10 protein-coding genes are annotated in these 13451 nt (G+C 65.5%); 6 read left to right on the forward strand and 4 right to left on the reverse strand.

Going from position 1 to position 13451, the window contains the following annotated elements; genetic code table 11:
• The first annotated feature begins 138 nt into the window (after nucleotides 1-138).
• The 5 genes from gap to LO50_RS02985 all read left to right on the forward strand — a co-directional run bounded on the left by gap (nucleotide 139) and on the right by LO50_RS02985 (nucleotide 5442).
• Nucleotides 139-1149 carry a type I glyceraldehyde-3-phosphate dehydrogenase gene (gene gap, locus LO50_RS02965; protein WP_044314070.1) on the forward strand — a complete coding sequence of 337 codons (1011 nt, stop codon included), beginning with the start codon at nucleotides 139-141 and terminating at the stop codon, nucleotides 1147-1149.
• Nucleotides 1149-1730: a cyclodeaminase/cyclohydrolase family protein gene (locus tag LO50_RS02970; RefSeq protein ID WP_044314071.1), complete on the forward strand. Its 582-nt coding sequence runs from the start codon at nucleotides 1149-1151 to the stop codon at nucleotides 1728-1730. Before gap ends, LO50_RS02970 begins: the two co-directional genes overlap by 1 nt.
• A 162-nt stretch (nucleotides 1731-1892) precedes the next feature.
• Complete coding sequence (locus LO50_RS02975) at nucleotides 1893-3059, forward strand: iron-containing alcohol dehydrogenase (RefSeq protein ID WP_044314072.1); 1167 nt, start codon at nucleotides 1893-1895, stop codon at nucleotides 3057-3059.
• A gap of 4 nt (nucleotides 3060-3063) precedes the next feature.
• Nucleotides 3064-4566, forward strand: a complete 1503-nt coding sequence (locus LO50_RS02980) for a CoA-acylating methylmalonate-semialdehyde dehydrogenase (protein ID WP_044314073.1) — start codon at nucleotides 3064-3066, stop codon at nucleotides 4564-4566.
• A gap of 90 nt (nucleotides 4567-4656) precedes the next feature.
• Nucleotides 4657-5442, forward strand: coding sequence for an IclR family transcriptional regulator (locus tag LO50_RS02985; protein WP_044314074.1), 786 nt, complete (start codon nucleotides 4657-4659; stop codon nucleotides 5440-5442).
• A 1-nt stretch (nucleotide 5443) separates the two neighbouring features.
• Here the strand turns inward: LO50_RS02985 and trhA are convergent, their stop codons facing one another.
• Nucleotides 5444-6061, reverse strand: a complete 618-nt coding sequence (trhA, locus tag LO50_RS02990) for a PAQR family membrane homeostasis protein TrhA (protein ID WP_044314075.1) — start codon at nucleotides 6059-6061, stop codon at nucleotides 5444-5446.
• A gap of 97 nt (nucleotides 6062-6158) precedes the next feature.
• Nucleotides 6159-8168, reverse strand: a complete 2010-nt coding sequence (gene rep, locus LO50_RS02995; protein ID WP_014821773.1) for a DNA helicase Rep — start codon at nucleotides 8166-8168, stop codon at nucleotides 6159-6161.
• A 246-nt stretch (nucleotides 8169-8414) separates the two neighbouring features.
• Here rep and LO50_RS03000 point away from each other — a divergent pair, with 246 nt between their 5' ends.
• Nucleotides 8415-10052: a putative bifunctional diguanylate cyclase/phosphodiesterase gene (locus LO50_RS03000; protein WP_044314076.1), complete on the forward strand. Its 1638-nt coding sequence runs from the start codon at nucleotides 8415-8417 to the stop codon at nucleotides 10050-10052.
• A gap of 39 nt (nucleotides 10053-10091) precedes the next feature.
• Here LO50_RS03000 and LO50_RS03005 read toward each other — a convergent pair whose 3' ends face one another.
• Together LO50_RS03005 and LO50_RS03010 are read right to left on the reverse strand one after the other, a co-directional pair.
• Entirely contained in the window at nucleotides 10092-12065 is a 1974-nt protein-coding gene (locus LO50_RS03005; protein ID WP_014821771.1) for a BCCT family transporter, read from the reverse strand.
• 131 nt (nucleotides 12066-12196) lie between these two features.
• Nucleotides 12197-13451 (reverse strand): YifB family Mg chelatase-like AAA ATPase (locus LO50_RS03010; protein ID WP_044314077.1); only part of this gene is annotated, 1255 nt, incomplete at its 5' end.

The following is a 13451-nucleotide window of genomic DNA, read 5'->3' on the forward strand; positions in this document are numbered from 1 at the left end:
CCGCTCTGTCAGGTTTACGACTGGCCAACGGCACATGGGTTCGCCGGTTAATTGATCCTGGTCGGCCCGCGATGAACGCAAGGGTGGATACTCCGCCTAAGCTAACGACAGACTTTCAACCCCTCCGAGGAGATTTGCATGCTACGTATTGCCATCAACGGGTATGGACGTATCGGCCGCGCCGTCGTACGAGCGCTGTTCGAGCGTGGATTGCAGGATCGGGTACAGGTGGTCGCGATCAACGATCTCAGCGACCACAAGACGCTGGTGCATCTGACCCGCTTCGATTCGACCTTCGGTCGTTTCCCCGAGCCGGTAGAGCTGCAAGGCGAATCGATGGTGGTGCGTGGCCAGGCGATCCGCCTGCTGGCTGAGCGGGATGCGACCAAGCTGCCGTGGAAGGAATTGGGCGTCGACGTGGAGCTCGAGTGCACCGGCAAATTCAAGAAGCGAGCGCTCATCGAGCAGCACCTGCAGGCCGGGGCCGGTCGCGTATTCGCCTCGCACCCGCTCGATGGCGGCGACCTGACCGTCGTCTACGGCGTGAATCACCAGCTGCTCGGCGATCAGCGCGTCGTCTCCAATGCCTCCTGCACCACCAATTGCCTGGCGCCGCTGGCCAAGGTGCTGCACGAGGCGGTCGGCATCCGCCAGGGCCTGCTCAACACCGTGCACTCCTACACCAACGACCAGAACCTCTTGGACAAGGCGCACAGTGACCTCTACCGCGCGCGCGCCGCGGCGTTGTCGATGATTCCGTCCACCACCGGTGCGGCCAAGGCCATCGGTCTGGTGCTGCCGGAGCTGGCCGGGCGTCTGGACGGCCTCTCGGTGCGGGTGCCGACGCCGAACGTCTCGCTGGTCGACCTGACCTTTATCGCCGAGAACGCGCCGGAAAGCGTCGAGGCGATCAACGATATCCTGCGTGCCGGGGCGCAGAAGCTGCCGGCCGGCGTCATGGAGTGCAATGAGGAAGCGCTGGTCTCCTGCGACTTCAACGGCTACCCGGCGTCCTGCGTTGCCGACCTCAGTCAGACCCGCGTGCAGGGCGAGCTGGTCAAGGTGATGGCCTGGTACGACAACGAGTGGGGCTTCTCCAACCGCATGCTCGATGTGCTGCTGCACTGGGACGGCGCCAAGTCGGCCTGATGGGCGAAACCGACCGGCCGGGCGCGGGGCAGGGGCTCTGGCAGCTGAGCCTCGCGCAGTTTCGCCATTCCGTGGCCGAGCGTGCGTTGCCCGGCTGCGGTGCGGTTACCGCAATCACGGCTGACTTGGCCGTGGCGCTGATCGTCAAGGCGCTGCGGGTCAGCGCGGCGCATGGCGATGCCTCCTGTAACGCGCTGCTGGCCGACGCCCGCTCGCTGCTGGGTCGTCCTGGCGCCTTTGCCGACGACGACGTGGCGGTCTTCTCCGAATATCTGAAGGACAACGAGGGTCGAGCGCCCGAATTGTCGCGGCAGGCATGCGCGGTGCCGCTGGCGACGGCGCATGCCTGCGTCGAGGCGCTGGGCATCGCCGAGCGCGCCTTGCCGATGGTCGAGCCGTCGCTGCGCTGTGATGTCGAGGCGGCGGTGTTGTTGCTGAGCGCCTGCGTCGACGCCGTGCTGCTCAATGTAGAGGCTGATATGGACGAGCTGGATGCCCAGGCGCGGGCCGATGTGCAGTCCGCTTGTGAACGCCTTCGCCAGCAATCGACTCAGCTTCGCGATCGTCTGAACGCACGCTGATCCTGTTTTCCAATAAGCACATCCCTGATCCTGAGACGAAAGGTCTCGTTTCGGGTTGACGGCGGCTGCCTGCTCTACCTACTCTCCAGTGCATAGTGAGACATTGAGTCTCAAAATAAGAAGCTGCCAGCTCGTCAGGCAGTCCATTTTCGGAGAGTGCCCATGAGTCATCGCATCGTTCTGCCGCGCCTGATGGAAGTCGGCGCTGGCGCCAGCCAGCAACTCGCCCGCGTGCTGAAGGAGCTGGGCTGCAATCGCCCGCTGATCGTCACCGACCGCATGATGGTCGAGCTGGGCTATGTCGCCCGTATCGCCGGTCAGCTGGAAGAGGCCGGCATCGCCAGCCAGTGCTTCGCCGATACCCTGCCCGAACCGACCGCTGCTTCGATTCGAGCGGGCGTGGAAATGGTCCGTCAGGGCGACTTCGACTCCATCGTCGCCCTCGGCGGCGGCAGCCCGATCGATTCGGCCAAGGCCATCGGCATCCTCGGCAAGTTCGGCGGCGAGATGCGCGACTACCGCTTCCCACGCGATGTCAGCCAAGCCGGCCTGCCGCTGATCGCCATCCCCACCACCGCCGGCACCGGCTCGGAGGCGACGCGCTTCACCATCATCACCGACGAAACCAGTGACGAGAAAATGCTCTGCGCGGGCCTCGGCTTCATGCCCATCGCCGCGCTGATCGACTACGAGCTGACCCTCTCGCTGCCGCCGCGGGTCACCGCCGATACCGGTATCGACGCCTTGACCCACGCGATCGAGGCCTATGTCAGCCGCAAGGCCAGCCTCTACAGCGATGCCCAGGCGCTTGAAGCCATGCGTCTGCTGGCACCGAACCTGCGCGCGGCCTTCCACGAGCCGGGCAACCGCGCCGCGCGCGAGGCGATGATGCTTGGCGCGACCCTGGCCGGGATCGCTTTCTCCAACGCCTCGGTGGCGCTGGTGCACGGCATGAGCCGGCCGATCGGCGCCTTCTTCCATGTGCCGCATGGGTTGTCCAACGCCATGCTGCTGCCGGCTATCACCGCCTTCTCGATTCCCGCCGCGCCGGAGCGCTACGCCGATTGCGCGCGGGCGGTGGGCGTCGCCGCGCAGACCGACAGCGTCGAGGTGGCGAACGACAAGCTGCTCGCCGAGCTGCGCGCAATCAATCAGGAACTGAAAGTGCCGAGCCCGGAACAGTTCGGCATCGCCCGCGAACGCTTCTTCGAATTGCGCGAGACCATGGCGCGCCAGGCGCTGGCCTCCGGCTCGCCCGGCAACAACCCGCGCGTACCCACGGAAGCGGAAATCATCGACCTCTACGAAACCGTCTGGAACCAGGAGTGAAGCCATGCAGACCCTCGGCAACCTGATCAACAATGAGGCCGTTGCTGGCCGCTCCGAGCGCCACGCCACCGTCTACAATCCGGCCACCGGCGAGCCGCGGCTGTATGTTTCGCTGTCCTCGGCGGACGAGACCCGCGAAGCCATCGCCGCCGCCCAGGCCGCCTTCGAAGGCTGGTCGAAGACGCCGCCGCTGGTGCGCGCGCGGGTCATGTTTCGTTTCAAGGAGCTGCTCGAAAAACGTCGTGACGACGTCGCCCGCTTGATCACCAGCGAGCACGGCAAGGTCTTCTCCGACGCCCAGGGTGAAGTCACCCGCGGGCTGGAAGTGGTGGAGTTCGCCTGCGGCATCCCGCATCTGCTCAAGGGCGAGTTCTCCTCCAATGTCGGCCGCGACATCGACTCCAACTCGCTGATGCAGCCGCTCGGCGTTTGCGCCGGCATCACCCCGTTCAACTTCCCGGCCATGGTGCCGCTGTGGATGCTGCCGGTGGCCATCGCCTGCGGTAACACCTTCGTCTTGAAGCCCTCGGAAAAGGACCCCAGCGCGACGATGCTGATCGGCGAGCTGCTGGCCGAGGCGGGGCTGCCGGCCGGTGTGCTGAACATCGTCAACGGCGACAAGGAAGCGGTGGACGTGCTGCTCACCGATGAGCGCGTGCAATCGGTCAGCTTCGTCGGCTCGACGCCGATCGCCGAATACATCTATGCCACCGCCTCGGCCCACGGCAAGCGCTGCCAGGCCCTGGGCGGGGCGAAGAACCACATGGTGGTGATGCCCGATGCCGATCCGCAGCAGGTGGTCAGCTCGCTGATGGGCGCGGCCTACGGCTCGGCCGGCGAGCGCTGCATGGCGATCTCGGTGGCGGTGTGCGTTGGTGACGAGGTGGCTGACAAGCTGGTCGAGATGCTCAAAGGTGAAATCAGCCAGATGCGTACCGGCCCGGGTCTGGGCGTCGAGCCTGAGCCGCACATGGGCCCGCTGGTGACCCGCGAGCACCAGCAGAAGGTCAGCGGCTACATCGATCTGGGTGTGGAGGAGGGTGCAACGCTGGTCTGCGACGGCCGCGGCATCAAGGTCGAGGACCATGAGAACGGCTTCTATGTCGGCCCGACGCTGTTCGACCGTGTCACGCCGAGCATGCGCATCTACCGTGAGGAAATCTTCGGTCCGGTGCTGGCTGTGGTGCGGGTGAAGAGCTTCGACGAGGCGCTGCAACTGATCAACGACCATGAATACGGCAATGGCACCTCGATCTTCACCCGCGACGGCGACACCGCGCGGCAGTTCGAGGAAAACGTCAAGGTCGGTATGGTCGGCGTCAACGTGCCAATCCCCGTGCCCATGGCCTTCCACTGCTTCGGCGGCTGGAAGCGCTCGGTATTCGGTCCGCTGAACATGCACGGCCCGGATGGGGTGCGCTTCTTCACCCGCATGAAGACCGTGACCCGCCGCTGGCCCACCGGTATCCGCGCCGGTGCCGAGTTCGCCATGCCGACCATGAAGTAACCCGCGCGGCAACGTTGCACAGACGGTGCCGGTCGCTACACTCGTGCGCGCCCTGCGGGGCGCTCATCTCATTGAACGACAAGGCAGACGATGCGCAGCATTCCCCGCGAGAAAGGCTCCTCCATCACCCGCGTGCTGGAAATCATCGAGGCGGTTGCTGCGGCGAAGGAGCCGCTCAGCCCGACGGCCCTGGCCGAACGGCTGGACATTCCCAAGGCCAGCGCGCACCGGCTGGTGCAGACGCTGGAAAAGGAAGGCTTCCTGCAGTTCGGCCTGCGCGGTGGGCTGTTGCCGGGCGAGCGCCTGCACGTTGCGGCGCTGAACATCCTGCGCAGCAGCCGGCACAAGGCGCTGCGCCAGGCGATCCTGCGCCAGCTCTCCGAAGCCATCGGTGAAACCTGCGGGCTGGCCATCCCGGATGGGCTGGACATGCTCTATTTCGACCGGGTGCAGACCAACTGGCCGCTGCAGATCAACCTGCCGATCGGCAGCCACACGCCGCTCTGGTGCACCGCCAGCGGCAAGCTCTATCTGGCCTCGCTGCCGCCGGAGCAACTGGAGCGGGTGCTGCCGCGCCTGCCGCTGCAACGGATGGCGCGCAACACGCTGACTAACCTCAGCGCGCTGCGTGACGATCTGGCGCGGGTGCGTGAAGAGCAGCTCGGCACCGATTGCGAGGAGTTCATCGACGGCATGGTCGCCTGTGCGGTGCCGGTGCGGGATGCCGACGGCGAGCTGCTGGCCTGCCTGTTCAGCCATGCGCCGGTGATTCGCTGCTCGATGGCGCAGCTGCTGGAGTTCGTGCCACGGCTGCGCGCCGCGGCGAGCGAACTGGAGGCGGTGCTCGGCAGCGCGGCGGCGCTGGAGCCGCGCTGAGTCAGATCACGTAGAACAGAATCGCAATGAAGTGCAGCAGGCTGCCAACCATCACGAAGATGTGCCAGATGCCATGCCAGTGGCGGAAACGGTCGTCGAAGACGAAGAACACGATGCCCACCGTGTAGCAGATGCCGCCGGCCAGCAGCCAGGCGAAGCCGGCACCGCCGAGCGCCGCCAGCAGCGGCTTGACCGCCACCAGCACGATCCAGCCCATCACCGCGTAGATCACCAGTGACAGCACGCGCGCCTCGGAGCGCGGCTTGATCTCCTGCAGCATGCCGATCACGGCGAGGCCCCAGACGATGCCGAACAGCGTCCAGCCCCAAGGCCCGGCCAGAGTGACCAGGCAGAACGGCGTGTAGCTGCCGGCGATTAGCAGATAGATCGACAGGTGATCGAGCTTGCGCATGACCACCTTCGCCCGCCCGCGCAGGCTGTGGTACAGCGTCGATATGCTGTAGAGCAGGATCAGGCTGAGGCCGTAGATCGCCACGCTGACGATCTTCAGCGGCGAGCCGTCGAGTGCGGCGAGGACCAGCAGCCAGATCGCGCCGAGACACGCCAGCGCAGCACCGACCAGGTGCGTCCAGGCATTGAAGCGTTCGCCGTGGTACATCGAATCCCTCCAGAAACCGCAATCGGCAAAGCATGCCGCGGTTGGGTTACGGGATACAAACCGGTGCTGAATGCCCCTCGAAAAGAAGGACGTGGCGTCAGCGCTTGAGCATCGCCCGCATCGCCGCCAGGGCGTCGTTGCCGCGCGCGGCCTTGACCTCCACCGGCGCGTCTTCCTGGCCTTCCCAGACCAGATCCTCCGGCGGCAGCTCGTCGAGGAAGCGGCTCGGCGTGCAGTCGATCACCTCGCCGTACTGCTTGCGCTTGGCGGCAAAGGTCAGCGCCAGGTTGCGCTTGGCACGGGTGATGCCGACATAGGCCAAGCGCCGCTCTTCCTCGATGGTGTCGGCCTCGATGCTGGAACGGTGCGGCAGGATTTCTTCCTCGAAGCCGATGATGTACACCGAGGGAAATTCCAGGCCCTTGGAGGCGTGCATGGTCATCATCTGCACGCCTTCGGCACCTTCTTCCTCTTCCTGCTGACGCTCGAGCATGTCGCGCAGCACCAGCTTGCCGATGGCGTCCTCGATGGTCATGTCGCCGTCTTCGTCCTTGTCCAGCGTGCTCTTCAGCGCGTCGACGAGAAACCAGACGTTGCCCATGCGCGCGTCGGCCACCTTGTCGCTGGAGGCGTTCTGCCTGAGCCAGTTCTCGTAGTCGATGTCCATCACCATGCTGCGGATGGCGGCGATCGGGTCGTTCTGCGCGCACTGCTGGCGCACGTTGTCCATCCAGTGCTTGAAGCGCGACAGACGCTCGGCGTAGCGGCTGTCCAGATGGGCGCCGAGGCCGATCTCGTCAGCGGCGGCGTACATGCTGATGCCGCGCTCGCTGGCGTAGTTGCCGAGCTTCTCCAGGGTGGTAGAGCCGATCTCGCGGCGCGGCACGTTGATCACCCGCAGGAAGGCGTTGTCGTCGTCCGGGTTGACCAGCAGGCGGAAGTAGCTCATCAGGTCCTTCACCTCCTGGCGGGCGAAGAAGCTGGTGCCGCCGGACAGGCGATAGGGAATCTGGTGGTGCTGCAGCTTCAGCTCCATCAGCTTGGCCTGGTAGTTGCCGCGGTAGAGGATGGCGAAGTCGCTGTAGGGGCGCTGAGTACGCAGGTGTTCGGTGAGGATTTCAAGCGCCACGCGCTCGCACTCGGCGTCCTCGTTGCGCGTGCGGATCACGCGGATCTCGTCGCCATGACCCATCTCCGACCACAGCTGCTTCTCGAACACGTGCGGGTTGTTGGCGATGAGGATGTTGGCGCACTTGAGGATGCGGCTGGTGGAGCGGTAGTTCTGCTCCAGCATCACCACCTTCAGCGAGGGGTAGTCCTCCTTCAGCAGCATCAGGTTTTCCGGACGCGCGCCGCGCCAGGCGTAGATCGACTGGTCGTCGTCACCGACCACGGTGAACTGGTTGCGCATGCCCACCAGCAACTTGACCAGCAGGTACTGGCTGGCGTTGGTGTCCTGATATTCGTCCACCAGCAGGTAGCGGATGCGGTTCTGCCACTTCTCCAGGATGTCGGCGTGCTCCTGGAAGAGTTTCACCGGCAGCAGGATCAGGTCGTTGAAGTCCACCGCGTTGTACGCCTTGAGCGTGCGCTGGTAGTGCAGATAGACGATGGCGGCGGTCTGCTCCTTGGGGTTGCGTGCGTTGGCCAGGGCTTCGTCGGGCAGGATCAGGTCGTTCTTCCAGCTGTCGATGTAGTTCTTGATTTCGTCGGCACCATCGTCCCCGGAATATTCCTTCTGCATGATGTCGGTGAGCAGCGCTTTGATATCGCCGTCATCGAAGATCGAGAAGCCGGGCTTGTAGCCCATCCGCGCGTATTCCTTGCGGATGATGTTCATGCCCAGGTTGTGGAAGGTGGACACGGTCAGGCCACGTGCCTCGGCGCCCTTGAGCAGGCTGCCGACGCGCTCCTTCATCTCGCGCGCGGCCTTGTTGGTGAAGGTCATGGCGACGATGTGGCGGGCCTGGATGCCGCAATGCTGCACCAGATAGGCGATCTTGCGGGTGATCACGCTGGTCTTGCCGGAGCCGGCACCGGCGAGCACCAGAAGTGGGCCGCCGACGTAGTTCACGGCTTCCTGCTGCCGAGGGTTGAGTCGGGACATGGTGTTCAGGTCATTCGAAGCGGGGGCGGGAGTTTAACAGGCTGCCGCGCCGATGCTGGCCCGTTGCAGGTTCAATAAATCACCGATCGTCGCCGTTGGGGCTTGGCTGATCTAAATAATGGATTAGTCTTGTGCGCGCTGCAGGAGGCAGGGCGTTTGCATAGGGCTGTGCGGGAAATCGGGCGTGTAGCGCCCGTCTTGCAAATCACCGAGTCCGGAGGCCGCTTGCCAGCGCCCGCTCAGTCCATGCCGCTGTTGCTGTTGGCTGATCGACCCGAATGGGCCGAGCGCCTGCGCGCCTGCCTGCAGGGCTCGCATAGCAAGGAACGGCTGATCATTGCGGCGGATTGGGACACGGCCAGCGCGTATCTGGAAACGCCCTGCCTGCTGCTGGCGACACCGGAATGCCAGGCGCTCGCCGAACGCTTCCCCTGGCCGCTGATCCTGCTGCTCGACGACGAACCGACGCAGATGCCGGAAGGCGCGGTCGACTGGCTGGTGGGCGACCAGCTCAGTGCCGAGGTGTTGCGCCGCTGCCTGCGCTATGTGCGCGAGCGCTGCAACCTGCAGGGAACCTTGCAAAGGCTGGCCGAGCAGGACCCGCATACCGGCATCGTCAACCGCCAGGGCTTCCAGGCGCTGCTGTTCGATGCCCTGGCCGAACATCAGGAGCAGGACCTGGTGCTTGGCTATCTCGATCTCGACAACTTCCGCCACGTCAACGATGCCCTCGGCCACCAGGCCGGGGATCGCCTGATCCTGCAGGTGGTGGCGCGGCTCAAGGCGCAGCTGGAGGTCGGTGACATGCTGGCGCGGCTGGGCGGCGACGAGTTCGCCCTGCTGCTCGATACCCGCGACGATCCGGAACGCGCTGTGGCGGTCGCCGATCGCATCGTCGAAGCACTGGCGGAGCCTTACTGGGTGGAGGGCGAGAGCCTGATGCTCGGCTGCAGCGTCGGGCTGGCGCGTGCTAGCGAGGGGATCGACGCCGATCCGCTGCTCTGGCACGCGCAGATCGCCATGCGCCAGGCCAAGGCGGCCCAGGGCTGCACCTGGTGTTTCTACGATGAACAGGTCAGCCGCAGCGCGCGCAGCCTCGCCGATCAGGAAGGCGAGCTGCGCCGTGCGTTGCGTCGCGGTGAGCTGGAGCTGCACTACCAGCCGAGGCTGTGCCTGGAAAGCGGGCGCATCGTCGGACTGGAGGCACTGGTGCGCTGGCTGCACCCGGAAAGAGGGCTGCTGGGGCCGGATGCCTTCATCCCCATGGCTGAGGAGAGCGGCCTGATCGTGCCGCTCGGCTACTGGGTGATCGCCCGCGCGCTGCGCGATCTGCAAAGCCTGCATGAGGGCGGCGCGGATTCACTGCACATGGCGATCAACCTGTCGTTCCGCCAGTTTCAGGACAGTCAGTTGCTGCCGACGCTCAACCGGCTGATCGACGAGCGCGGCATCGACCCGCACTGGCTGGAATTCGAACTCACCGAAACCGCGGTGATGCGCCGCAGCGAGCAGGTACAGAGCGCCATGCATGCGCTGGGCGAGCTCGGCGTGCGCTTTTCGCTGGACGATTTCGGCACCGGCTTCTCGTCGTTCGTGCACCTGTCCAGCCTGCCGATCACCCTGCTGAAGATCGACAAGAGTTTCGTCGCCGGCATGGTCGTGCGGCCCGAGAAGTCGCAGCTGGTGCAGGCGATGGTCGGCCTGGCGCACAACCTCGATCTGGATGTGGTGGCCGAGGGTGTCGAGACCACCGAGCAGCTCGAGCTGCTGCGCCAGTTCGGCGCGCAGCAGGTGCAGGGCTATCTGGTCAGCCAGCCGTTGCCGCTGGCCGAGCTGCTGCATTTCATGAGCGCCGAGCGACTGGCAGCCGGCGTGGCGCACTGATCGACCGCGTCCTGGCCGGCGCCAGGACGCAGCTCGGCTTCAGCGAACCATGTGCAGGAAGTGCATGTGCTTCTCGTACTGGCCGAGGATGTCACTGATGACGTCCTCGCGGCTCCAGCCCATCACGTCATAATCCTGGCCGCCTTCCTTGAGATGCACCTCGGCGCGGAAGTACTTGCGCTCCTCGCGCTCGTCGTCCTCGCTGGTGGCGACGAAACTCGGCATGGCGTAGGCCCGCGGGCGCACTTCGTAGATGAAGTCTGGCTCGCCTTCGTGGGTGATCTCGAAGCGCAAGCGACGATCATCACCTTCGCTGATGTCCACCGCATAGCCCTGCTTGCGCATTTCCTCGGCGATGTCCTCGTAGGCCGGACGCACCACTTCGGTGATGAAGCGCACCACATGGGCGCGTCGCGGGAACAGCATCAGCGTACGCAGGCGACGTTGCCAGCCACCGGCACTGCGCGGTGCGCTGGGCGAGGTGCTCAGGGCCTGGTAGCGCAGCCCCTGCTTCGTGGCATCCAGGCGCAGCGCCTTGAGCAGACCCCACATCGAACAGAGCAGCGCGATGGTGAAGGGCAGGGCGCTGGCGATGGTTGCCGTCTGCAGCGCGGTCAGGCCATCGGCGAGCAGCAGTGCGATGGCCACCCCGCCCATGGATGCGGCCCAGAAGATGCGTTGCCAGACCGGAGTGCCCTGCTGGCCGCCGGAGGCAAGCATGTCCACCACCAACGCGCCGGAGTCCGCTGATGTGACGAAGAACACCACCACCATGATGATCGCGATCAGCGAGATGAAGCCCGAGAAGGGGAAGTGCTCGAGGAAGGCGAACAGGGCCAGCGAACTGTCCTGCTCGATGGCTTCACCGAGGCTGGAGACATGTTCCCAGAGGATCATGTGGATCGCGGTGTCACCGAACACGGTCATCCACAGCAGGGTGAATGCAGTCGGCACCAGCAGCACGCCGGTGACGAACTCGCGAATCGTCCGGCCGCGCGAGATGCGCGCGATGAACAGGCCGACGAAGGGCGACCAGGCCAGCCACCAGCCCCAGTAGAACAGCGTCCAGCCGCCGATCCAGTCGTTCGGCTCGTAGGCATAGAGGTTGAAGGTCTTGTTGACGATATCCGACAGGTAGCTGCCGGTGTTCTGCACGAAAGTCTGCAGGATGAACACCGTCGGCCCCGCGATCAGCACCATCAGCAACAGCAGCGCCGCCAGCGTCAGGTTCAGCTCCGACAGCCGGCGCACGCCCTTGTCCAGGCCGGTGACCACCGAAATCGTCGCCAGCAGCGTGGTGGCGATGATCAGACCGATCTGCACCGGCACGGATACCGGCAGGCCGTACAGGTGGTTCAGCCCGGTGTTGATCTGGGTGACGCCGAGGCCCAGTGAGGTGGCGACCCCGAGCACCGTGCCAATGATGGCGAAGATGTCCACGGCATGGCCGATCGGCCCATAGATGCGCTCGCCGATCAGCGGGTAGAGCGCCGAGCGCAGGGTGAGTGGCAGGCCGTGGCGGTAGGCGAAGTAGGCCAGGATCATCGCCACGATGGCGTAGATCGCCCAGGCATGCAGGCCCCAGTGGAAGAAGGTGATCTTCATCGCCTCATAGGCGGCCGCGCTGGTGCCGCCTTCGCCCACCGGGGGTGAGAGGAAGTGCATCACCGGCTCGGCGACGCCGAAAAACATCAGGCCGATGCCCATGCCGGCGGAGAACAGCATGGCGAACCAGGTCAGGGCGCTGTAATCCGGTTCGCTGTGATCCGGCCCGAGCTTGATGTCGCCGTAACGACTGAACGCCAGCAGCACCACCATGAGCAGGATGAGTGCAACGGCGAGGATGTAGAGCCAGCTGACGTTGGCGATGATCCAGGCCTGGGTATCGCCAAACAGCGTTTGCGCATGGCTCTGGAACGCGACGCTGTAGATCACCAGCGCCAGGATGATGACCGCCGAGCCGTAGAAGACCGGGGCGTTGAGGTGGGACGACGAGGGCTGTTTTGCCTCCATGCTGCGCTCCTTCGGGTTGTTTCTGGGGAGTGGCCGCCTGTGGCGAAAGCCATCCAACTTAACACAGACCGCAAAGGATGCCCGTTGTCCGCCGCTGATCGATGCGACCCGAAGCCCGTGCTAGAGCAGGCTCAGCCTTGACTGCCGGGCCGGTACTGCAGGGCTTCGGCGAGGTGCTGGCGGCTGATTCGCTCGGCCTGTTCCAGATCGGCGAGGGTGCGCGCCACCTTGAGCAGGCGGTGCGCTGCGCGCAGCGACAGCGCCAGGCGTTCGCAGGCGCGCTCCAGCCAGGCCTGATCCTCGGTGCCGAGCTGGCAATGGCTGCGCAATCCGGCGAGGTCGAGAAAGGCATTGGCGCAGCCCTGACGGGCGAGTTGCAGCTGCCGCGCCTGGGCTACCTGGTCGGCGAGTACGGCACTGCTCTGGCCCGTCTGCGGCGGGGCGTTGAGGGCCGTGGCCTCGCGCGCAACGGTCAGGTGCAGGTCGATGCGGTCGAGCAGCGGGCCGGAGAGCTTGTTGCGATAGCGCTGGATCTGGTCCGGCGTGCAGCGGCAGCGCCCGTTGGGATCACCGAGGTAGCCACAGGGGCAGGGATTCATCGCCGCCACCAGCTGGAAACGCGCCGGAAAACGCACCTTGTCGCGTGCCCGAGCGATGACGATATGCCCCGACTCGAGCGGTTCACGCAAGACCTCGAGTACCTTGCGGTCGAACTCCGGCAGCTCATCGAGAAACAGTACGCCCTGGTGCGCCAGGGTGATCTCCCCCGGCTGCGGGCGACTGCCGCCACCGACCAGCGCCGGGCCGGATGCACTGTGATGGGGCTGCCGAAACGGCCGCTGCGGCCAATGCTCGAGAGGGCTGTGACTGGCCACCGAATGGATGGCGGCGACTTCCAGCGCTTCCTGTTCGTCCAGCGGCGGCAAGAGACCGGGCAGGCGGCTGGCCAGCAGCGTCTTGCCGGTGCCTGGCGGGCCGGAAAACAGCAGGTTGTGCGCGCCAGCCGCGGCGATCAGCAGCCCGCGCTTGGCGGCCTGCTGACCTTGCACGTCGGCCAGGTCGGGGTAAGGCTGAATCTGTCGTAGCAGGCCCTGGGCCACATAGGGTTCGAGCGGCGTGATGCCGTTGAAGTGCGCAGCGACCTCGAGCAAGTGCTCGGCGGCATAGACGGTGAGCCCCGAAGCCAGGCTGGCTTCCTCGGCGTTGGCCCGTGGCACCAGCAGCGCGCGCCCTGCCGCTCGAGCGGCGAGGGCAGCCGGCAGGACTCCCTGGACCGGGCGCAAGGCGCCGGACAGTGCCAGTTCGCCGAGGCATTCCAGGTTGTCGAGCCGCTCGGCCGGCAGCTGACCGCTGGCGGCGAGGATGCCCAGGGCAATGGACAGGTCG

This window comes from Stutzerimonas stutzeri (assembly GCF_000935215.1).
In the GTDB taxonomy this organism is placed as follows: Bacteria; Pseudomonadota; Gammaproteobacteria; order Pseudomonadales; family Pseudomonadaceae; genus Stutzerimonas.

Excerpts from the sequence above, each read along its gene's own strand:
- LO50_RS03000 (WP_044314076.1), top strand. The coding sequence starts at position 8,415 with ATGCCGCTGTTGCTGTTGGCTGATCGACCCGAATGGGCCGAGCGCCTG.
- LO50_RS02970 (WP_044314071.1), top strand. The coding sequence starts at position 1,149 with ATGGGCGAAACCGACCGGCCGGGCGCGGGGCAGGGGCTCTGGCAGCTG.
- LO50_RS02980 (WP_044314073.1), top strand. The coding sequence starts at position 3,064 with ATGCAGACCCTCGGCAACCTGATCAACAATGAGGCCGTTGCTGGCCGC.
- LO50_RS02985 (WP_044314074.1), top strand. The coding sequence starts at position 4,657 with ATGCGCAGCATTCCCCGCGAGAAAGGCTCCTCCATCACCCGCGTGCTG.
- trhA (WP_044314075.1), bottom strand. The coding sequence starts at position 6,061 with ATGTACCACGGCGAACGCTTCAATGCCTGGACGCACCTGGTCGGTGCT.
- gap (WP_044314070.1), top strand. The coding sequence starts at position 139 with ATGCTACGTATTGCCATCAACGGGTATGGACGTATCGGCCGCGCCGTC.
- LO50_RS03005 (WP_014821771.1), bottom strand. The coding sequence starts at position 12,065 with ATGGAGGCAAAACAGCCCTCGTCGTCCCACCTCAACGCCCCGGTCTTC.
- LO50_RS02975 (WP_044314072.1), top strand. The coding sequence starts at position 1,893 with ATGAGTCATCGCATCGTTCTGCCGCGCCTGATGGAAGTCGGCGCTGGC.
- rep (WP_014821773.1), bottom strand. The coding sequence starts at position 8,168 with ATGTCCCGACTCAACCCTCGGCAGCAGGAAGCCGTGAACTACGTCGGC.